Source organism: Paraburkholderia podalyriae, assembly GCF_014397785.1.
Taxonomy (GTDB): Bacteria; Pseudomonadota; Gammaproteobacteria; order Burkholderiales; family Burkholderiaceae; genus Paraburkholderia; species Paraburkholderia podalyriae.
Map to the genome: position 1 here is coordinate 40,191 of NZ_VZQQ01000030.1, position 20,481 is coordinate 60,671.

13 protein-coding genes and 1 pseudogene are annotated in these 20,481 nt (G+C 63.8%); 8 read left to right on the forward strand and 6 right to left on the reverse strand.

Going from position 1 to position 20,481, the window contains the following annotated elements; translation table 11 throughout:
• The first annotated feature begins 58 nt into the window (after positions 1 to 58).
• The 3 genes from F6X42_RS27625 to F6X42_RS27635 are packed head-to-tail and all read left to right on the forward strand — an operon-like array spanning position 59 to position 2,499.
• On the forward strand, positions 59 to 835 hold the full coding sequence (locus F6X42_RS27625; protein ID WP_376776436.1) for a hypothetical protein: 777 nt from the start codon (positions 59 to 61) through the stop codon (positions 833 to 835).
• 34 nt (positions 836 to 869) lie between these two features.
• The gene (locus F6X42_RS27630) at positions 870 to 1,664 is read left to right on the forward strand and encodes a PP2C family protein-serine/threonine phosphatase (protein ID WP_187637231.1); all 795 of its coding nucleotides are present in this window, start codon (positions 870 to 872) and stop codon (positions 1,662 to 1,664) included.
• A gap of 34 nt (positions 1,665 to 1,698) precedes the next feature.
• Positions 1,699 to 2,499 (forward strand): glycosyltransferase family 2 protein, encoded by an 801-nt coding sequence (locus F6X42_RS27635; RefSeq protein ID WP_222945741.1) that lies wholly within the window; start codon positions 1,699 to 1,701, stop codon positions 2,497 to 2,499.
• Here F6X42_RS27635 and F6X42_RS27640 read toward each other — a convergent pair.
• From F6X42_RS27640 to F6X42_RS27650, 3 genes are read right to left on the reverse strand one after another with little or no spacing between them, the layout of a single operon-like run.
• Positions 2,496 to 6,995, reverse strand: a complete 4,500-nt coding sequence (locus tag F6X42_RS27640) for a beta strand repeat-containing protein (RefSeq protein ID WP_187637232.1) — start codon at positions 6,993 to 6,995, stop codon at positions 2,496 to 2,498. The two genes, F6X42_RS27635 and F6X42_RS27640, sit on opposite strands and share 4 nt — an antisense overlap.
• Positions 6,996 to 7,042: 47 nt before the next feature.
• Positions 7,043 to 8,716, reverse strand: coding sequence for a ShlB/FhaC/HecB family hemolysin secretion/activation protein (locus F6X42_RS27645; protein WP_187637233.1), 1,674 nt, complete (start codon positions 8,714 to 8,716; stop codon positions 7,043 to 7,045).
• A gap of 12 nt (positions 8,717 to 8,728) precedes the next feature.
• Entirely contained in the window at positions 8,729 to 10,993 is a 2,265-nt protein-coding gene (locus tag F6X42_RS27650; RefSeq protein WP_312892919.1) for a CHAT domain-containing protein, read from the reverse strand.
• Positions 10,994 to 11,270: 277 nt separating this feature from the next.
• Here F6X42_RS27650 and F6X42_RS27655 point away from each other — a divergent pair, with 277 nt between their 5' ends.
• On the forward strand, positions 11,271 to 13,265 hold the full coding sequence (locus F6X42_RS27655; RefSeq protein WP_187637234.1) for a serine/threonine-protein kinase: 1,995 nt from the start codon (positions 11,271 to 11,273) through the stop codon (positions 13,263 to 13,265).
• 141 nt (positions 13,266 to 13,406) lie between these two features.
• On the forward strand, positions 13,407 to 14,000 hold the full coding sequence (locus tag F6X42_RS27660; protein ID WP_187637235.1) for a ParB-like protein: 594 nt from the start codon (positions 13,407 to 13,409) through the stop codon (positions 13,998 to 14,000).
• Between the two features lie 13 nt (positions 14,001 to 14,013).
• Here F6X42_RS27660 and tssJ read toward each other — a convergent pair whose 3' ends face one another.
• The 3 genes and pseudogenes from tssJ to F6X42_RS27675 all read right to left on the reverse strand — a co-directional run.
• Positions 14,014 to 14,535: a type VI secretion system lipoprotein TssJ gene (gene tssJ / locus F6X42_RS27665; protein ID WP_246530239.1), complete on the reverse strand. Its 522-nt coding sequence runs from the start codon at positions 14,533 to 14,535 to the stop codon at positions 14,014 to 14,016.
• Between the two features lie 23 nt (positions 14,536 to 14,558).
• Positions 14,559 to 15,710 (reverse strand): type VI secretion system baseplate subunit TssG, encoded by a 1,152-nt coding sequence (tssG, locus tag F6X42_RS27670; RefSeq protein ID WP_187637237.1) that lies wholly within the window; start codon positions 15,708 to 15,710, stop codon positions 14,559 to 14,561.
• Positions 15,707 to 16,027 (reverse strand): annotated as a pseudogene (locus F6X42_RS27675) (type VI secretion system baseplate subunit TssF); the annotation flags it as partial. The gene tssG and the pseudogene F6X42_RS27675, both read right to left, overlap by 4 nt.
• 156 nt (positions 16,028 to 16,183) lie before the next feature.
• On the opposite strand from F6X42_RS27675, the gene F6X42_RS27680 reads away from it, so the two are divergent.
• From F6X42_RS27680 to F6X42_RS27690, 3 genes are read left to right on the forward strand one after another with little or no spacing between them, the layout of a single operon-like run.
• Positions 16,184 to 16,882: a PDDEXK family nuclease gene (locus F6X42_RS27680; protein ID WP_187637238.1), complete on the forward strand. Its 699-nt coding sequence runs from the start codon at positions 16,184 to 16,186 to the stop codon at positions 16,880 to 16,882.
• Positions 16,875 to 19,037 carry a TnsB C-terminal domain-containing protein gene (locus F6X42_RS27685; protein ID WP_187637239.1) on the forward strand — a complete coding sequence of 721 codons (2,163 nt, stop codon included), beginning with the start codon at positions 16,875 to 16,877 and terminating at the stop codon, positions 19,035 to 19,037. Before F6X42_RS27680 ends, F6X42_RS27685 begins: the two co-directional genes overlap by 8 nt.
• Positions 19,034 to 20,479 (forward strand): ATP-binding protein, encoded by a 1,446-nt coding sequence (locus F6X42_RS27690; RefSeq protein ID WP_187637240.1) that lies wholly within the window; start codon positions 19,034 to 19,036, stop codon positions 20,477 to 20,479. Before F6X42_RS27685 ends, F6X42_RS27690 begins: the two co-directional genes overlap by 4 nt.
• The last annotated feature ends 2 nt before the right edge of the window (positions 20,480 to 20,481 follow it).

Here is a 20,481-nt window from a genome sequence, read left to right on the forward strand (position 1 = left end):
CGCGTTTGAAGCCGGGCTCTGCCCCCAGCAAGCGGGGCTTACCACCTCGGGGCGAAAAGTGGCAGATATCCAGAGCGCAGCAATGGCCGACCACGCTGCAGAAAGCGCACTACCCGACCTGTGGCAACGCCGCACCTGCCTGAGCCACGACGAGATGGAGTCGATCTATACGATCGTGCGCCACGCGCTGACCGGCTACCATCCGTCGGAACTGCAGGCGCTGGGCGAGGACAAGGAGGAACTGATCTCGCAATTCCTCTATTTCAAGGTGTTCCGTCTCGATGCCGCACCGACTGCATTGCCCACCTTCCCGCTACACAGCGCGCCTTCGACCAGCCACGCCGTGTGCGCCTACTTTCGCCGCTATCTGATCGACTGTCTGCGCAGCGCGAGCCATCAGCGCAACGTGTCGCTCGATGAAGACGGCGTGATGCTCGAGATCGACCGGCAAACGGCCTTTGACCCCGATCCGATCGGCTCGGTCCTGCTGCAATACGGTTTGCACGAAGCCGAAGTACGCGAATCCGCGTCGCACTTCATCGACTCGCTCGGCGACGCCAACCGCATGCTGCTCGCCGGCAGTCTCGGCTGGCTGTCGAACGAGAAAGGCGGTCTGTCGCAGGTCGCCGCGCGCTATGGCATCGCGTCGTATCACTACCGGGCGCGCAAGCTCGGCGTCACGCTGAAAAAAGGCTCGATACCCGCCGACTTCGCCCGCACCGAAATCGGTCAATGGATCGAGCAGGGCCTCGGCATCGACATCGCGCCGGGCAATCGCATCGTCATCCTGCTGGTTCTGGGCATTCTGTCCGCGCAGTCGCACGCACAGGAATGAGCTCGACAGACCACGAGCCTATGAGGGGTCAACGGTGCAACTTGTCACCGCAAGCCTGACCGACCGGGGCGGCCGCCCGCGCAATGAAGATTCGTTCGGCGACTGGTCGAGCGAACGGCTCTACTATTGCGTGGTCGCCGACGGCGCCGGCGGACATGGCGGCGGCGACACCGCCTCGCGCCTCGTCGTCGATTCCGTGCTGGCGGATTTGCGCTACCTGACCGTTGCCGAATTGCCGCCGACGGGCGAACGGCTGTGCAGCGCGCTCGCGCATGCCAATCAGAACATCGTCGAAGAACAGTCGCGCGGCAAGGGCAACGAAAAAGACATGCGCTCGACTGCCGTGGTGCTCGCCATCGATCGCGAATGCGCGACGGCCGCGTGGGCCCATTGCGGCGACACCCGCCTGTACTGTTTCCGCCACGGTGAAATCAGCGCGCGCACACGCGACCACAGCATGGTTCAGCAGATGGTCGACGCGCACCTGCTCGCCGAGGAGCAGATGCGCCATCACCCGCGCCGCAACGTGCTGTATGCGGCGCTGGGCACCCGCGAGCCGCTGCCGATCGCGTGGGTGGACGGCACCTTCGCGCTACGTGACGGCGACGCTTTGCTGATCTGCACGGACGGCCTGTGGGAGTACGCCGACGACGCTGGCATCGCCGACGCGTTGGCCCATGCCGCGACACCTGGCGCCTGGCTCGATGCGCTCGCGCAACAGGTGCGTGCGAGCGCCAGGGCGCATCACGATAACTTTACGGCGCTCGCGGTGTGGGTCGGTGACGATGCGCAGGCGACACGATTGATGCCGGGCCCGGCACCGGCGTAACGCCGCCGATCAGCATCAGAACGGGTCTTGCATCATGCCGATCTCGATCATCATTCCCTGTCTGCAGATGGCGGCAACGCTTGGGCGCGCGCTGGAAAGCTGCCTGATCCAGCCTGAGGCCGCGCAAATCATCGTCGTCGACGATGGCTCGACCGATGCTTCGATCGAAGTCGCCGAGCGTTACGGCCGCCTCGACGCGCGCGTGCAAGTGCTGCGCATGCACGTGAACGGCGGCGTCGCCGCCGCGCGCAATTGGGCCGCGATGCACGCCACCGAGGACCTGCTCGGTTTCATCGACGCCGACGACGAGTACCTGCCCGGCGCGCTGGCTGCGGCGAGTGTCTATCTGCAGCGCTGCCCGGGTGAGGCATCGGTGCGGCTCGATGTCGAGTATGCCGGCTTTCCGCGGGCGATCGTCGAGCATCCCGATTTCGAAAAATACGCGGCGATCCTGAGCAACACCGTGCCGAGTAGCCTGGTGATCCGGCGCGCGGTCTACCGCGCGCTGGGCGGGTTTCCGATCGACGCGTTCTTTCGTCGCGTCGGCGGCGAAGACGGCGCGTTTTCGTGGGCCTTGAGCAGGTTGTTCGGCAACCGGCGACTGATCGACGCGAAGCGGGTGCGCCAGCATTACCACCCGGCCATCCACGCGGAACGATTTTTCAGGATTCACCTCGGCATGGAGCAGCCCGTCCATGAAGAGGTCGTCGAAGCATGGCGGCTCGCGCAACAGTTCGTCGCGGGCGCCGAGGCCGCCATCGCGCAACTGCGCGCGCTGCATTCGCCCGACGGCGCCGCGCCGGCCGTCCCGCCCGCTTCCCCTCGCCCCCGCTAGAAGTCGCCGCAGCCGTGCTGCGCGTTGATCAGCATGCAGCTGTTCAGATTCGGCTGCGAACGCACCCGCTTCCATTCGACCGCGAGGAGGTCCTGATTCTCGCCCGGCGCCGTCGTGCTGAAGAGCGGCTGGTTCGAGCCAATACAGATGTTGGTGCCCTGCAGATTGTTTTCGTAGACGAACGTCTGCTGCTGGCTGCTGAAAAACGTCTGCAGACCGCTTTGGGCGACCGGATTGGGGATCGGGCCCTGCGGGTTCGGAAACGGGACCACCATCAGCGTGCCTGGCACGTCCTTGACGATATAGCCCACGCTGGACGTGAAGTTCGGGATGATCGGATAACCGCCCGCTGGTGAAGTCAGACTGGCCGTGGTCGTCTCCGAGCCGCTCAACGTGGCGGCGGCGGTATCACCGTTGATCAGGCCGCTGGTCGTGTAGGTGAAGGCCGGATTCGGCGCGCCGACGTAGCGCGTCGCGCCGTCCGCGGTGACCGTGACCGTCGGCTGCGCGACATAGACGAAATGATTGCCGGCGGTAGGCACGGTGCCGCCCCAACTACAGCCCGAGCCGAACAGGCAGCCGTAGAAATTGGGCTGCGCGGTGTTCGGCTGCACGCTGCCGCGTGTCCCGGTCCTCCAGGTGCTGCCCCAGATTCGCCATGCGTTGCCGGCGCTGAGCGTGCCGGACCCGGCATCGACGAAAACACCGTTCTCCATCACCAGATCGATTGAGCCGCCCGCGCTCAGATTCGTATTCGGAGCCGTCGCGGACGGCGTGCTCGCGCCCAGCCCGATATTGCCGGTCGTAGCGGTCGCGACGAGGCTGCCGCTCAGCGTGGAGTTCGTCACCGACATCGGGCTCGACTGGCTCGCGGCGGAGTCGAACGTCCGGCTCGTCAGCGGACCGATCACGAAGCCATGCGAGTTCGAGAAGGTGACGGTCCCCGCATTGGCCATCGCTAGCACGGCGACATCGTTTTGCGGATCGGTCAGCGTGAAGGAACCGGGGCCGGCGAGGATCAGCCCGGCGCTCTGGATGCCGCCAGGGTCCGTGACGGGACCGGCCGAAAGCAGCATCAAGGTCTGGCCCGGGGTCGAGATGCCGTACGTCAGCGCGATCCCTTGACTGCCCGCGCCCGGGTTGGACAGCGTCAGATTGTTCGCGAAGCCCGGACGCGTCGGCACGCAAGGCGAGCCGCCCGATGCGCACTGCCCGCCGACGGTGATGAGCCCGGTTTGCGTGCTGGACCCGAGCACGATGCTGGGAATCGACGCGAAGGTCGAGAAAGTCGGGGCGTCAATGCCGAGGCCGCCGCCCGTGCCGAGCAGCGTGATCGGCGTCGCGTTCTGGGCGGTAATCGCGAAGCTCGCCGGGTCCACCGACGCCGGCATGATCGACAGTACGCCGCCCGGCGACGACAGCGCCGCTTGCGTGATGGCGAGACTGCTCGCCGTGCCGTCGTTGAATGCGCGCAACACGATCGAACCGGGATTCGCGGTCGAGATCGTCACGTTGTTGCCCGCGACACTGAAGGTCGCATTCGTCAGCCCGAACTCGCTCTGCTCGGTCGCGGGCACCGCCGCGCCGATCGCGACGCCCGGATCGGACGTCGTGGTCGAACCGGCGATGCCGATGGTGGTGGCGGGCGACCCCGTCGCGCTGATCGTGCCGTTGGCGATCAGCACGCCATAGTCGCTTTGCAGGTTCGGACTGCTGCCGGCGGGCCCGCTCACCGCGCCACGAATATCGATCGTGCCACCGCTGGTCGACGTGATCGTCGTGCCGTCGGCGATCAGCACACCCTGGACGAAGGGACCGGTGCCGCTGCCGAACAGACTCACCGTGCCCGTTCCGGTCGTCACCGAGACGGGCGCGGTCTGGATGCACTCCCCGCATAGCGTGTTCTCGAACATCAGCCCGATCACCGAGTCGCCGTTGACCGCGGGTCCCACGCTTTGTCCGCTGAACTTGATGTTGCCACTCGTCGACTGGACCGACGAGCCGTGCATGTCGAGCCCGATACTGACGTTCATATTCGACGCCACGCTGCCCGCGGCGGAAATGTCGCCGCTGCCGGTGCTCAACGTGGTGCCGTAAAAATAGACGCCGTGCGCGAAGGTGCCCCCGGTGACATTTCCTGTCACGCCGATCGAGCCGGCCGTGTTGGCGATCGTGGTGTTCTGGATCTCGACGCCAAAGCCCCCTTGCGCGCTTTGCGACACGCTACCGGCGAGCGTGATCGCACCGGCCGAACTGCCGAGCCCGGGTTGCAGCGCGGGACCCTCGCCCACCGTGGCGGCGCCGCTCAGGAATACGCCGATCCCGGCGCCGCCAACGGCACGGCCATTCACGCTCAGCGCCCCGCTCGTCGTGTTGGCGGAACTGCCGGACAGCAGCACGCCGATGCCCTGATCCTCGAGATTCGAACTGCCGCTGCCATCGATGGCGAGCGCGCCGCTGCCGCTTTGAATCACGTTGTCGCCGACCACGGATACGCCGTCGTTGCCTCCGCCGCCGGCGGTGGCCGTGCCGGTGATGCCCAGCGCGCCGCTCGTCGTCGCCAGCGAGCTGGTCCCGCTGATCGCTACGCCGTCGGCGTTCGGGCCCAGCGCGACGCCCGTCAGCGAGAACGCGCCGCGCTCCGTGGAAATATTCGACGCGTTGATGAAGATGCCCGACGACGACGTGACCAGGTAGCCGATCGCCACGCCATTGAGCGGGAACGTGCCGGTGGCCGTCAGATCGCCGCCCGCCGTGTCGATGCTCGACCTCTGGATCAGCACCGGGCTCGCGCCGCCGCTTCCCAACGTCACACTGCCGCCGTTGGTGTTCACCGTGACGCCCTGCAACGAGACCAGACTGAGCGGGCTCGAGCCGCCCACGTTCGCATCGAATACGAGGCTGAGCGGCCCCGCGCTCGACGTGATGTTGTTGTTGACCAGCACCGATCCGGACGCGCTGAGCTTCAGCGTGGCGCCTTGCGCGACGGTCGTGACGTTGAGCGGCGCGTCGACGACGATGTCGCCCGCGCCGTTGTTCGGATCAGTCCCGGTCACGACCGTCACCGACGTGCCGAGGCCCAGCGGACCGGTGAGCGCCGTGTTCAGGATGAACGAAGTGCCGGTGATCGGCCCGAACGTCATCGTGTTGGAATCGGTTGCGGTTTGCGTTTGGACCGGCGTCGCGGAGACATCCGGTATCTGCGTCACGATGTCGACCTCGAACGGATCGAGCAGCCACCTGCCGCCCCGACCCTTCGCCGCCGATGCGTCGATGGCCATGCCGGTCGTGTCGAGCGAGTGGCCGGACGTCTCGATCAAGCCGCCGTTGCCGCCCTGCGGTCCACCCTTCGCCGTCAATGTGCCGTAAATGCGGCTGGCCGTTTCGCTGTAAGCCACCACGTTGCCGCCATTGCCGGCGGCGAGCGCATCCGCATGGATGCCGGCGCTCGGCGACATCCAGATCGCATTGGCATTGCGCACCGAGGGGTCCGCGCCCGCCGGGCCGCCGCCGAAGTGCACGATACCGCCGCCCGCGGCGCCGCTCGCATCGACGTAGGCTCCGGCCAGCAGCGCCACGTCGTAGCCGGTCACATCGATCCTGCCGCCGTTTTGCCCCGCGCCGCCGCTTGCGTCGAGCGTACCGCTCACCTGCGTCACGCCGTGGGTGCCGCCGTCGAGCAGAATGTGCCCGTCGTGCTCGCTCAGGCTTTGCGCGCGCACGATGCCTTGCTGGTTGATGACCGTGCCGGCCAGCGCGTCGGCCGTCTGGGCGCTCATGACCACGCTGCCGCCGTCGGCGGCGAGCACGCCGGTATTGCCGATCAGCGCGTGCGCCGCTCCCGCGTTGATCTTGAGCGTGGTCAAACCGTCGCCGGCGAAGTCGACGGTGATGTCGTTGCCCGCGCCCAGCGCGACGGTGCCGAGTTTCGCGCTGACCGTGCCGCTATTGCTGACGGAGCCGCCGAGCAATGCGATGGTGCCGCCCGCGGCCGCCGTCAGCGAACCGGCATTGCTGAGCGCCGCCGCAGATGCGCCCACGAAGTGGAAGTTGCCGGCGAGGAAGTCGGCATTGGAGAGATTGAGCGTCGAGGCGATCATCGAACCCACGTTCACCGAGGACCCCGGCGCAAAGATCACTCCCGCCGGATTGACGAGAAACACCTTGCCGTTGGCCTGCAAGCGTCCGGCGATCACGCTGGGGTCGTTGCCCACCACGCGGTTGAGCAGCGCGGACGAAGCCGACGGCTGGGAGATCCTGACCGCTTCGCTGCCGCCGATCGAAAACGTGTTCCAGTTGACGATTGCGTTGGACGAACCCTGCGTGATGTTCAGCCGCCCCGCGCCCGGCGAGTTGATGCTGACCGTGCCGGCCACCACCTGGGCACCGGTCGGATTCGCGAGCGCGAGCGGCAGATACGATGCCGCGAACAACGCGGCGACCGCGCCGGCGATCGTGCTCGCAGGCCCCGGTCGCATCTTGCATGGCTTGTTCATCGCACACCTCGGCACAGATTCCTGCTGCTTGTCGTTGCGGTTGCCTGCTAGAACGTCTTGGTCAGTTGCACGTAAAAGCGCGGCAGCTTGTCGTTGCCGGTCGTATCGGGCCCGGTCGTGCGCCATGCGACCGTACCCTGCAGCGAAATGCCGCCCGGCGCGGCCCAGAACGCGCCCAGACCCACGCCGCTGCGCGTGATCACGTTCGACCCCTGGCCCGGACGCGGCGTGGCGTTGTACCAGCCCGTACCGAAGTCGAAGAAGGTGAACACGGTCGCCCGCGCATCGATGGCAAAGCGCCCTTCCAGCGTGGCGACGAAACCCTCGTCGACCAGTGCCTCGGACGGCGAATAAGCGCGCACCGCGCGCGGGCCGCCGAGCAGGAAGCGCGACGAACTGTCGAGCGTGGTCGCGGCCCACTGGCCGGACACGCCGGCGAACACGCTGAGCCGCTCGGTGACCGCGTTCAGGCGGTTGGCGAAGAAGGTGGCGCGCAGTTCGTTGCCTTGCGTGTCGCGACCGAGCGGCGAAGCATCGAGTGCCTCGGCCTCGGCGTTGCGAAAATGCAGACTGCCGATCAACAGCTCGACATCCGCGCTGTTGAAACCGCCGCCGAACAGCGCGTCGCGGCTTTCGTAGCTCAGCCCGATGCTGCCCTCCACGAGTGATCTGGGATTGTGTTGATCGACGATGCCGACGTTGTCGATCAGGTCGCGGTACTCGAAATTGACGCGCCCCAACAGGCTCTGGTTGCGTGTGCGCACGAGCGGATGCGTGAGCGTGAAGTCCACCACGGTCGCTTCGCCCTGCGCGTCGAGCGACGCGAACTCCCGGCCGAGCACATAGTTGAGCCGCGATACCGCGACCCCGACGCGCGTGCCTTGCGCATTGATCGGCGCTTCATAGCCGACGCGCCCGTAGAGGGTGTCGCCGCGTTCGCTGCCGAGCAGCCGCAAGTCCAGGTTGTCGCCGATCATGAACGGCGAATTCAGACGAGCGAGCGCACCGAGCCGCCATGTGCCGCTCGACTGCGTGCCGAAGTTGTCGACGTCGAGCGCAAAGGTCCAGCGTTTGGCCGGCGCGACGTTGATGGTCAGATCGACCGTGCCCGGCTCGTCGCCCGCTTCGATGGCTGACGACACCTGAATACCCGGCAGATCGGACAGCAGCAGCATGGTCCGTTCGAGTTCGTGTTGCCGCAGCGGCTTGCCGGTCGGAATCTGCGCGACGCGCTCGCGCAGCAGGTCTTCGCGGATCGGCGTGCCGGCCGCGATGTCGAGCCGTACATGGCCGACGCGCCCTTCGAGCACGCTCAACTCGACGTTGCCGGACGTGACATCCTGCGGCGGGATCACCACCTGCGCGAGCAGGTAGCCGTGATCGCGATAGACCTGCGTGATGCGCGCGGCAATCGCTTCGAGCCCGGCAAAACTCGTTTCCTTGCCGAGCTTGTCCTGAACGGGCGCAAGCAGCGCGTCGCTGGAAATCGTGTCGTTGCCCTTGAGCGTGATGCTCTTCAGCAGGAAGGCCGGACCGGGCGTCGCCACGGGCGCGGCCGGCGGCGGCACGGCGGGCAACGCCTGATTGCCGGTAGGCGGTGCCGGACGGGTCTCGCGCGGCGCCGTCTGGTTCAGGATGCTGCCCGCGTTCGGCAGCGTCTGGCCCCACGCAAGCGCACTACCGCAGGACACCGCCGCGGCGATCAGTCGGAGTCTGTTCATCGGTGTAGGTGTTTATTCCTGTTGCTGACGCGCGATGGTCAAACGCCAGCCACCCATCAGATCGAATGGCGCCCAGAAGAACGGATGCGCGAAACGCGGCGTGTGCAGCACCGCCAGTTGCGCGGTGCGCATCGCGTCGATCGCGTCATGGCCTTGCGCGAGCTGCGCGTAGAAGGTGCGCATCGTCAGCGCGCTCGATTCGTCCGCGACCGGCCACATCGATACGATCAGGCTGGTGGCGCCGGCATAGAAGAACGCCCGCGTGAAACCGAGAATTTCGTCGCCGCGCGCGATCCGGCCAAGCCCGGTTTCACAGGCCGACAGCGTGACGAGCGAGACGTTGTTGAGCTTGAGGTTGTAGATGTCTTTCGCCAGCAGCGAGTCCGGGCCGTCGGCCGGCTGCGTCGCGGGCGCGAGCAGGATGCTCGAATGCAACGGATCGATCGTGTCGGCCTGGGCGTGCGTCGCCACGTGCAACACGCGTCCGGCGGGCGCGTTGTCGCGAAAGCTCAGACGCGTGGCATCGCTATGCAGAAACACCTCGTTGCGCGCGAACAGCGGCGCGATGCCTTGCACTTCCGCCTCGGCGCCCGGCAGCGCATAGGCGGGCGTGATGCTCGGATTGCCGAACGCGACCAGATCGCTCGCGATCTTCTGCTGGCGTTGCGCGAGTTGTATCGCGACACTCGCCGACGGTTCGAGCGCAATCGCATGGCGTTCGATCAGAAAGCCGTCGGCATCGTGCAGTGCCTGAAACGGCAGGTAGTGCAGCGCGCCGTGCGACACGATGATCAGCCGCTCGTTCGCGCGCAAGCCGAGCGGCGCGATCAGCAACGCGTCGAGCTTGTCGCCGTAGGTCAGCGCGGCCGCTCGCCGGCGCACGATCGCGTTGCGCAGGTCGGTCACGGCGGCATCCATGTCCGCGCGCGCAATCGGCAACGTGTGGCCGGTGAGACCGTCGTTGCGCACCACCCAGACGATCAGCTCGCTGGGCAGGCTGTGAAATTCGACGATCGCTTCGTTGGGCCGGAGCGCGCTGCGCGTCGCGGCAAGGCTCGGCACCTGCCCGTTCAATTGACGGTCGTCGACGCCGGCGTCGACGCGGTTGCGCACCACGTCGAGCAGCGCACGCGCGCGGCTGCGTTCGGACAGCTGCCAGGCGCTCTCGTAGTCGCCGGTTTCGACCGTCAGCTTGATCGCTTCTTCGAATACCGTTTGCGTGTCGCCGAACAGCGCCGTCTTGAACTCGTCGCTGCGAAAGCGCGCGCGGATTTTCTCGGACTCGTCGATCGCCAGCAGGTAAGCTTCGCGCGCATGCGGCTTGTCACCGAGTGAGAGGTCGGCGCGGCCGATTCCTTCGTGAGCCCATAGGCGGTCATAGTTGGCGTCGCTGGAATTGCCGCTTTGGCTCAACAACGTTTCGAACGCGCGTCGGGCGTCCTCGGGCTTGCCTTCGGCCAGCAGCAGATTGCCCTCGATGCGCTGGTAGGCGGGCGCGAGCTCCGCGCTGGCCGGTGCGCCGAGTGCATCGAAGCTTTGGCGCGCGCCACCCGTATCGCCATCGGCGAGTTGCGCGTTGACGACCGACATCAGCACCAGCGGCTTGTAACGCGGCGACGCGGTCGTGAGCGCATCTTCGTAGGCGGCCAGCGCCTGTTGCGGTTTGCCCCGGCGCAACGCGACATCGCCGAGCACCTTGTTGGCCGGCGCGTAGACCTGCCCGGGCGCCTTGGGTGTCGACGCCAGGGCTTCGCGGGCGTAGCGTTCGGCGTTGTCGAGGTCGCCCGCATAGCTGTACGCGATTGCGAGGTCGCGTTTGGACAGGGCCGCCAGATCCGCGTTGCTGGTCTGCCCGGCCACCACCAGCGCGCGCGCCGCGGCATCGACGCTGTCGCGAAAGTCGCCGCGCTCGGCGGCCGCGACGGCCATGCTGCAATAGTCGTAGGCGGGAAGTTTGACGCGGTCGCGCGACAGCAGCAAACGTCCTTCGGACGTCAACGTGTTGATCGTTTCGGCGTCGCGTTCGCGTTCTTCGGCCTGACGGAAGCCGAACGACTCGGGGGCAAGTGCCGGCGCGCTGGCGGGCCGCGCCGCGGCAGCGGACGCGCCGGCGGCCAGCACACCATCCGCTCCGCCCAACAACATCGAGCCAATGACGAGCGCGCCTGTGATCCACGCGGTATCGATGCGCCGTGGCCATGCAAGGACAGCGCGCCGCGAATGGCGTTGCACGACGCTGTGTGCCATCCCGCTCGATAAGCCCTGGCGCTCGTTCACTTTGACTTCCTGCAATCAGGCAAAAGGAAGCGGCTGCGACGGAATGCGCACAACCCGCAAGCTGCACGCAGCGGTTGACTAACACCGTATAGACGAATCCGGCCTACCGATTTTGAAACCCGGCGGATGAACGAGAGACCACCGCTCAGGCGCGCACGCCCGCCTGTTTTCAAAAATTGGCCCGCCTGATCGTCTTAAAGATGGACGCGCGTGCGCGTGAGGGTGGCGCTCGCGTGTGCCGGGCTCTGCCGTCGTACCATCCAGGGAGCCAAAGCCGATGAGCAGCCCCGACGACAAAACCGTGATCGTGCAGCGACCGTCCGGACCGGACGGCCAGCAAAACCCCGCCGAAGCGGCGCACGCCGATCGTACCGTCGTCACCCGCCCCGCCGCGCAGGGTTCGAACGCGCAACATGCGCTCCCCGCCGGCACACGACTCGGCGAGTTCGAGATCGTCGATCTGATTGGCGAAGGCGGCTTCGGCATCGTCTATCTCGCCTACGACACCCAGCTAGGACGTCACGTCGCGCTGAAGGAATACATTCCCGCTGCGCTGGCTTCGCGCGTCGGCGCGGCCGAAGTGTCGGTCCGCTCGGAACGTCATGAAGATACCTTTCGCGCCGGCCTGAAAAGCTTCATCAACGAAGCGCGGCTGCTCGCCCGCTTCGATCATCATTCGCTCGTCAAGGTGTACCGGTTCTGGGAGGCCAACGGTACGGCGTATATGGTGATGCCATATTACGAGGGCATCACGCTGCGCGACGGCTTGCGCCACATGAGCGCCCCCCCCGATGAAGCATGGCTGCGCGCGCTGCTCACGCCGCTGCTCGAAGCGTTGGCGGTGTTGCATGCGGCACAGTGCTACCACCGCGACATCGCGCCGGACAACATCCTGCTGCTCAAGGGCAGCGGCCGCCCCGTGCTGCTGGACTTCGGCGCGGCGCGGCGCGTGATCGGCGACATGACCCAGGCGTTGACGGTGATTCTGAAGCCCGGTTATGCGCCAATCGAACAATATGCCGAAGAGGCGGCCTTGAAACAGGGGCCGTGGACCGATGTGTACGCACTCGCAGCGGTCGTCTATTTCGCGATTCAGGGCAAGACACCGCCGCCGTCGGTCGGCAGACTGATGAGCGACACGTATGTGCCGCTCGCCACGGCGGTGGCCGGCCGCTATAGCGAGCGGTTCCTGCGCGCGATCGATCATGCGCTCGCGGTGCGCCCCGAGCAGCGCCCGCAAAACGTTCAGGCGCTGGCGAACGAACTGGGCATTGCCATCGATGCGCCCCATGACGCGGGACCGGCGGGCGAACAGATGCCCCGCGCTTGCGTCGAGACGGCGGTTACCAGTGCGCCGCGAACGGCTTCGGCGTCGGCGTCGGCGATGCCAGCGGCAGTCGAGGCGAAGCGCAATCCGCCTGAGTCAGCGGCCGTTCCGGCCGGACCCGGCAGCGAACGGAAACGCACAGGCATGATCGCAGCAGGTGCCGTTTGCGTGGTGGCGCTCGCGGCGCTCGGCACGTGGCTGGCCATGCGCGCGCCACCGGCCGCGAATCCGACTGTCACGGCAGGCACGGACGCCCGCAGCGCGGCGTCGCCGAAGCCGGCCGACACGGCTGCGCCGACGCCTGGTCATGCCGCTCAAAGCCCTGCCGCCGTTGCGCCCGTTGCCCCGGTTGCTCCTGCCCCGCCTGCCACGGCCGCAACGCCCTCCACGCCTACCACCTCAGCCGACACCCTCGCCGCCTACACGCCCGCCAGCGAACTCGAGCGAATCGTGACGCTGGCCGATCCGTCGATCCAAGTCACCGCCACACCGCGCAGCATGACCGCGACGATCGGCAAGGATCATCTGCAGTTCAAACTCGACAGCAACCGCGCAGGCTACGTCTACGTGTTCATGGTCGATCCGGACGGTCAATACCTGATGCTGTTTCCGAATGGACTCGATCGCAACAACCGGATCGCCGCCGGCCAGACGCTGTCGTTGCCGCGTGCCAGCTGGCCGATGCTGGCGGGCAACCCGCCTGGCCCCAACCACTTCCTGACGCTGATATCGACGACGCCACGCGATTTTTCCGACGGTGGACTGAAGGCCGCCGCGCCGTTCCAGTCATTCCCCGCCGATGCCCAGCAGCAAGCGGCCGCGCGTCGCGGCCCGCGCTATTCGCCGTTCGCGGGCAAGCCGCGTTGCCCGCCAGGCACAGCGAATTGCGCCGGGGACTTCGGCGCCGCCACATTTACCATCGATGCCGTCAAGCCACCTGGCTAGCGCGGCTGCGTGTGGACGATGCGCGGTAGACGTCTGACGGAGGATGGGCACCGGTTGCGTTCGCCGGTTGGCGATGTCCGGTTCACGCGGGGCATGAAATTTGCGGAAGCCGCATGATCGCATCCAGACAAGGAGACCGACATGGACACGCGGCAAATCGAAAAACTCCGTCCCACGCAATTGAGCCACGGCGCGCGGGAGGTCCGCGAAAAAGCCCGCCAATACAGGTCAATGAGCGGCCATGAACTGGAGATGGCGATTGCCGAAAAGCCGATACCGGTCGTCTGCGGACCCGGCGGCATACCGTTCGCGATCGATCATCACCATGTGGCGGCAGCGCTGTGGCAGGTTGGCGTCCGCTCGGTTCCGGTCGTGCTGGTGCGGGATCTTTCGTCGTACACGTGGGCGTCGTTCTGGCTCAGCATGGAAAACGAACGCTGGACGTATCCATACGACTTTCAAGGCATGCGCCGGCCGTTCTCCGACTTGGCGGAGCACATATGGGAAATAAAAGACGACGAATACCGAAGCCTCGCGGCAGCGGTCCGCGATGCCGGCGGCTACGAAAAAACCAATGTCCCGCTGGAAGAATTCCGCTGGACCGAGTTCTTTCGCGCGACGTTACCGCGACCCGATAGCGACGAAAAGTTCACCGCGTTGCTCAAAGAGGCCTTGAAGCTGGCAAAGAGCGACTCGGCATTGGGACTGCCAGGCTATCTCGGTCGCACGGATTGAGTCGGCGGCCCCTTCAATCATGGGCCACACTGTCCGCCGTCACGAGAAACTGATCCAACAACGAGATCTTCAACGGCTTGTCCGCATCGAGCTTGTTCTTCCCGATCACTTGCTTCCAGCCATCTCCGCTACCGGGATTGCGATAGAACGCGACGACCGCCACATATTTGGTATCGGCCCGCATCGGCTGCGACAGGCTCGCCGACGCGCCCGGATTCAGCACTGATGCCATGCTCGCCTGCAAATCCTGCGCGAGCACCGTGCGGTCGTTTTTCAGCAGATCGTCGTACGACGCGCCGTCGAACATCTTGCGGTCCTTAAGCTGATACACGCGCACCGCAACCGATGTCGCGCGGCCCGCGTCGTCGGGGTTCAGCGCTTCGCGCGCCGACAGGTCGACGTCGAGCACCTTGACCTGCTTGAAGAACACAGAGTGGTACGCGCTCGACGACGCGTCCGACACGGATTGCCATGCGCCGCATGCCGACAGCAGCGCGACGGACACAACGGCGGAAACAGTAAAACGAAGGTTCATGAATGGTCCTTTCGGCGCGTCGTTCATTGCGCGCGATGAGTCAGGTACGGATTGGCCGCGGGCTGCGGAAACGCTTGATAGACCCCGAGCGCGACGTTGATCAGGCGTTCGTTCACGGCAGGCAGCACGGTCGTCCAGCCGAGACGCGGCGCGGGTCCGGCCGATCCGGCAGCGACCGGCCCAGGCGCGTTGATCGCCGGCAACGGCGCGAGGCGCGACGACATGGCCATACGCAGATGCACGTCGGCCTTCAGCCCGACATATAGCTGCACGAACGCCATCAACTCGCGATGCAGCCGCGCACCCGGCAACAGATCGTGCGCCTGGGCGGCATCGGACGGCCGCAACGTCACGCGCACCGCGCGACTGCGATACGCAAGCCGCTTGCCGAGCACATAGCCGCCGCCGAGGCCGCGGCGCGCGCCGTCGCTCGCCGCGCCAACACGAGCGGCCGACGACATCAGCGGCTGCGGCTCGCCGGCACGCGCGAGCGCGGGATAGAACTCATCGACGCGCACGTCCGCGCCGGGCACCGCGAGCGCGATCACGCCCGCGAGCCCTTCAGGCGTGCGCGTGCGCTGGATCAGCAGACCGAGCAGTGCGAGCATCCGCGAATCGGGCAAACCGGCGCGCTGCGGCTTGTCGCCCCAGCCAAAGCCGGCAAGGCACAACAGATTGCGCGAATGCGCGTCGCTGCCGCCCGCGCGAAAGCTCTCCGGATAGCGGTACTTCTTCCACGCCCGATACAGCAGCGTGACGAAACGATGGTTGAACTGATCGAGAAAAGCCTCGACCACTTCGTGCCCTTCCTCGCGCAGCACGATCTCGTCGATCAGGTGCGACGGCATCGCCGCGTCGACGCCGTAAAGACCCATGAACGTCGTGCGCACGGTCGGCGCCGCGGCATTGACCAGGGACTCCAGATCATCATCGAATTCGACTGCGGCGATCTCGCCCGCCGGAAAGCCGGTGCGCGCGCGCGGCCGGAAGCGCACCGGTTCATGCCCCGGTGTATCGCGCGTGCCGAAGCCTGGCTGCCGCGGCACCCGCAACTCGAGCAGTCGGCACAACTGCATGAAGTTCATCCGCGGCGCGCGCACCAGCAGCGCCGCGACCAGCGGCTCCAGATTCGGCGGGTCGTTGCGCGCTTCGAAAGCGTTAGCGTGCGCGCTCATAGCGCAGCCCGTTGCGCCTTGCTGCGCGGCCAGACCGTGCGGGTCTGCGACGGCAGGCTGACGATCGACAGCTTCGTGAACAGATTGATCTCCGCGTACAACGCGAAAAAGCGTTGCAGCAACTCGCCGAACAGCATCACGTCACCGTCGCCCGCGAACGCGTGCGAATCGAGTGTCACCTCGATGTGCACGCCACGCTCAACCGAGCCGCCCGACACCTCCTCGAGCAATTCCTGCGACACCCACAGAATGCCCGCGAGGCGCCGGCGGTTCAGTTCGTCGCGGGTCCAGTCGTAGAGCGCGAGCGCGCCGCGCCGTTGGTTGCCTAAAGTTGTGGAAATTTTCGCCAAAACAACTATGCTGAATGCATCATGGACTGGCCCAGTGATCCGGCCCTATATCCTCCATACCTCCGCTCCTGCATACGCAAGAGGATGGGAATTGGTGAGGGCGCAGACTATAGGCCTTGGCGTATGCTTAAAGAGCTACCGACAAGTGGCACAGCAGCGGTAGTGCATGGGATTCGTGTTAGCCGCAACTATGAGTTGCTTGACACCAAGTCGACCGCAATTTTCTATTTGCTGGAGCGTCGGCGAACCATCTCAGATATCAGGGAGCGGTGGCCCATTCTCGACCTTAATCGGACGCTACAGCTCGCATATAAGTTCGATGTGGTCCATCCATGCCGCGCCGGTGTCCCGGAGCCGCTGACTTTTGATTTCCTTATAACGGACCAAACCGCTGAGAAGACCTACAAAGCGATCAATTTATTCCGCGCTGAGAACAGCCTCAATGCACGCGAACAGAGCTTGATGAGGATCCGAAAGGCGTGGTGCGACGAAAAAGGGGTTGATTGGGTACTGGTCGACAGTTCGCCAATCTCCCGAACCGTGGTTCATACGCTTCGATTTATACGGACATGGTACGTCAACTGTTACAAACCGAACGCAGCAGTTTCCAAGCGTTTCTCTGAACGCTTTCTAAAAGAGTACGCGCGGAACGTCGTCCTTGACGAGCTGGTCGAAAAAACGGGGCGATATTTGGGATTGCGTCCCGATACCAGACTCGATACGTTTCGGTACTGCGCGTGGATCGACCAAATTCCGGTTTCCCTAAAACACCGGCTAGCTTGCGATCTCCCACTGGTACTGCGACTGGAAACTCATGATTGACTTCCAACCTGAAACGAGCCCGGCACTTGCCGCTGGACTTGTGTTGCGCAACGGTATAACAACAGACGTCCAGTATCTACGGATAACTCATGTCTTTCCGAGTTGCGTGTATGTCATGCGCATCCGAGAGCCTCTTGACGTCCGGGCTGCACGTCGACCGAGGCGCGTTGAGCGTGCCAATATCGAGAAACTCGCCAGCGAACCCGGCTCCAACTGGGGGCGCGTCACCCTACCCGCTGCACTCAGCGACTCACCGAAAAAAAACTCCGAAAAGGATCAAGAACTGGAGCACGCTTGGACACTTATCAGGCCTTTGGTGTGCGAGTTTGAACAAGAAAACAATCTTGTCCGCAATGCCTTCAGCCGACTCATCCGCCGACGCGCGGACCTAATGCAAATAAGTGCAGTAACCCTCAGAAAACTCCTGCTTCGCTACTATTATTTCGGTAGCGTGAAGTCCGGATTACTGAGCTTGCCACATGGACCCGATCCAGTATCTGAGAGACAGGCTACTAGTGGCGACGTCACCTCGCCTTCCGCAACAAAACGCTCAAGGAGAGGACGGAAATCGGCGAACACATCCGCCCTTGGCGTGAATGACTTTGTCGTATCCAACGACGATATTGCCGATATGATTCACAGGTTCGAGCGTGAACACAATCGGGACGGGCACCCGCTGTCCAAGATCTACGTGGATTACCTGGCAAATGAGTTCCGTGCCCGGCACCCCGACATCGCGTCCGAGTACCTCATGAAGCGGAGACAGGCACCGGTAACACTAAGGCAATTCCGCTACTACACAGACGAGGTCTTTCAATTTAGATGCGATATTGCTGGCGTACGTGACCGCGAACAGGACCACAAAAGTGGACTGATCGCGATCGGTCCCGGTGAGATAACCGAAATCGACTCAACTCGCGGACGAATTCACCTGATATCAAGAAAAAACCCGACCTGTTGTGTTGGCCAACCGACGATCTATCTGGCAATCGACAGATGGAGTCGATACATCCCCGGAGCGTATCTATCGCTGCGCGCCCCCTCCTATGAAGAGTTGCGCTACCTGTTGCTAATTATGTTTACCGACAGGGAGTCGCGCTTTTCCAACCTTGATGTCGACATCGATGACCAACGCTGGCCCCGCGGGCGATTGAGCGCCTGTATCTGTGAAGATCGAGGACCAGACCAAGTCTGTGCGTCCGCCAAACAGGCGATCGCAGACGACCTGAAGATCGAACTTCAGATTCTTCGACCACGGTATCCAGACGGAAAAGCCATCGTCGAGCGCCTCATCAGGACGCTCAAGGCAAGGATGGCCAGCGAACGGGGAGCCTACGCCGACCGGCCAATGGATCGGGACACAAAAGCCGCCGCGCGCAAGTCAAAGAGTGTAGCAATCTACACCCTGTCGGAGGCCTACCGCATTCTCATTGAGCTTATCGTCGAACATAATAACAGACCACATCGGTCGCTCAGGCGCAACAAGATCCTCACGCGAGCAGGCGTCGCACCCACACCGCAGGCTGCCTATCTGTGGGGACTCAAAAACATTACGGGCATGCCTGTTCCGCCACTATCCGATGCCGACTACCAGCGTCTGCTCCTCGGCACCGACAAAGCAAGCATCGTAGACCGCGAAGTGGCCTATCGAGGCCGGACTTATCTGCCTGTCAACGCTGCTGCAAAGTTGATGGCCCTTCAATTCCCGAAACGCAGCAAGGACATCGATATTCGCGTTGACAAAACGTTCTTTCGAGACTTGTATATCCCGTCCAGCAGGGGGCGATGGGCCAAATTCAGAATGAAAAAAAGCGCGACGAATGACATACGGGGCGTAGCACTGGATGAGGAGGAGGCGCTGAAAAAAATTCAATCTGAGCTCTGGGCACATGCCGACGATGAAGCGACGCGCTCACGTGTGGCTTCCGCAGTGTCCGCTCAGACGAACAGCAAGCGTGCAAGATCAGGCAAGGGCCGGACAGTTCGCGGGGACGACTCCGACGATGTCAAGCGACGGCTCACGGGCACGCCTTCCCAAATTCCGGGCACTCCCACCCTGCCACGCAGAGACAACGATTCTGCCTGGAAAGCGACCGAACAGCGAGAAAAGGAAGCTCTATTGGCCATGGTTCAGGCGCGCAGGAGGCGTAAATGAACGTTCGCTCAAAATTCGACATCCAGTTCCTGTCGGACCGAGACAGGCCACCCGTTACTGTAAAAGCAAGATACCAAAAAACGAGAGTCGTTCGCTTTGATGGTAATCCATTTATCGAGGCGCTTCCTCCAATCGAACCGGATCGCAATGCTCTTCTCGCCAAGTTGGAAAACTACCCGCCGGAACCAACGCGCGCCACTCGCAATTCACCTGAAATGGTCCGTCTGATGGAACTCAGCACGATAGGTGATGTGGTTTATCCCTTTCCCTCCTATGCAAAAGCGGCTCTCGCAATAACGACAATGATCCGGGAATCTTATGTTGCCCGGAATCCAGTCACCGCTATCGACATGCAACGTCGACACGCAATTGCGGCAGGCGATGATGGAGTTCCCTTTCCGGCGAACTGGAAATCGTCCGCAAAAGGCTATGGCATTTTCGGCATCACCGGCATGGGCAAGACGACGTTTCTTGATGCCCTGCTGCTGCACTACCCCGAGGCAATCGAGCACACGAGCTATCATGGAAAATCGCTTGTCGCCCTCCAGGTTGTTTACATTGTCCTTCGCATTCCGCACGACGCCACGCTAAAGAGTCTGTGCATAGGCTTTCTTGTTGAAATTGATCGGATCACAGGTAGTAAGTACGCTCAACTGGCACGCTCCATCAGCAACATCGCTCCAATGGTCGAATTGATGCGGACTGTCGCAACGGCCGTGTCGCTGTCGCTGATGGCAATAGACGAGTTGCAAAACCTTGGCGCCGCAAGGGGAGCGAATGCGGAGTTTACCTTGAACCTTTTTGGCACCATTATTGAGAGGCTGGGAATCAGCCTTCTCGTGCTCGCGACGCCGGCCATCGACAAGGTCCTATTGCTGAACGTACGCAATGCCCGAAAGACCATCACCACGGGAAGTACGCATCTGACTCCGATGGTCAAGAATAGCGCTGAATGGCGCGACTTTTGCGAAGTTCATTGGCAGTACACGTACACCAAAAATAAAGCCAGATTGAACAAGGACACATTGAGTGCCTGGTATGATGCCTCTGCCGGAGACACGGGGTTTGCCGTTGCCGCTTTCCAGATTGCGCAACGCAACGCGATCGGCGGTGTTGAGCTCGTCGATGCCGACGGGTTTCGCCGCGTAACGGGCACCGACATGGCCATACTTCAACCGGCCTTGAACGCACTGCTTACGAATGACGCTGCACGCCTTGCAAATTTCGAGGACCTCATTTTCCGCGACGTCAAGGTAAAAGCTCTTCTCGACTCAATTGGCGAGTTTCCGCTCGGTGCGGACACAGACACGACGATCGAGGAGTTCGATGACCTGCAACCGGACCGCCCAGTTCCTCCCAAGAAACGGTCGGGAAAGCCGCGAAAATCCAAGCCTCGAAATCCACCAGACACTTTCCCGGTCGAGAATCCCCTCACATCCTGAAG

Excerpts from the sequence above, each read along its gene's own strand:
- F6X42_RS27655 (WP_187637234.1), top strand. The coding sequence starts at position 11,271 with ATGAGCAGCCCCGACGACAAAACCGTGATCGTGCAGCGACCGTCCGGA.
- tssJ (WP_246530239.1), bottom strand. The coding sequence starts at position 14,535 with ATGAACCTTCGTTTTACTGTTTCCGCCGTTGTGTCCGTCGCGCTGCTG.
- F6X42_RS27660 (WP_187637235.1), top strand. The coding sequence starts at position 13,407 with ATGGACACGCGGCAAATCGAAAAACTCCGTCCCACGCAATTGAGCCAC.
- F6X42_RS27645 (WP_187637233.1), bottom strand. The coding sequence starts at position 8,716 with ATGAACAGACTCCGACTGATCGCCGCGGCGGTGTCCTGCGGTAGTGCG.
- F6X42_RS27685 (WP_187637239.1), top strand. The coding sequence starts at position 16,875 with ATGATTGACTTCCAACCTGAAACGAGCCCGGCACTTGCCGCTGGACTT.
- tssG (WP_187637237.1), bottom strand. The coding sequence starts at position 15,710 with ATGAGCGCGCACGCTAACGCTTTCGAAGCGCGCAACGACCCGCCGAAT.
- F6X42_RS27680 (WP_187637238.1), top strand. The coding sequence starts at position 16,184 with ATGCTTAAAGAGCTACCGACAAGTGGCACAGCAGCGGTAGTGCATGGG.
- F6X42_RS27635 (WP_222945741.1), top strand. The coding sequence starts at position 1,699 with ATGCCGATCTCGATCATCATTCCCTGTCTGCAGATGGCGGCAACGCTT.
- F6X42_RS27640 (WP_187637232.1), bottom strand. The coding sequence starts at position 6,995 with ATGAACAAGCCATGCAAGATGCGACCGGGGCCTGCGAGCACGATCGCC.
- F6X42_RS27690 (WP_187637240.1), top strand. The coding sequence starts at position 19,034 with ATGAACGTTCGCTCAAAATTCGACATCCAGTTCCTGTCGGACCGAGAC.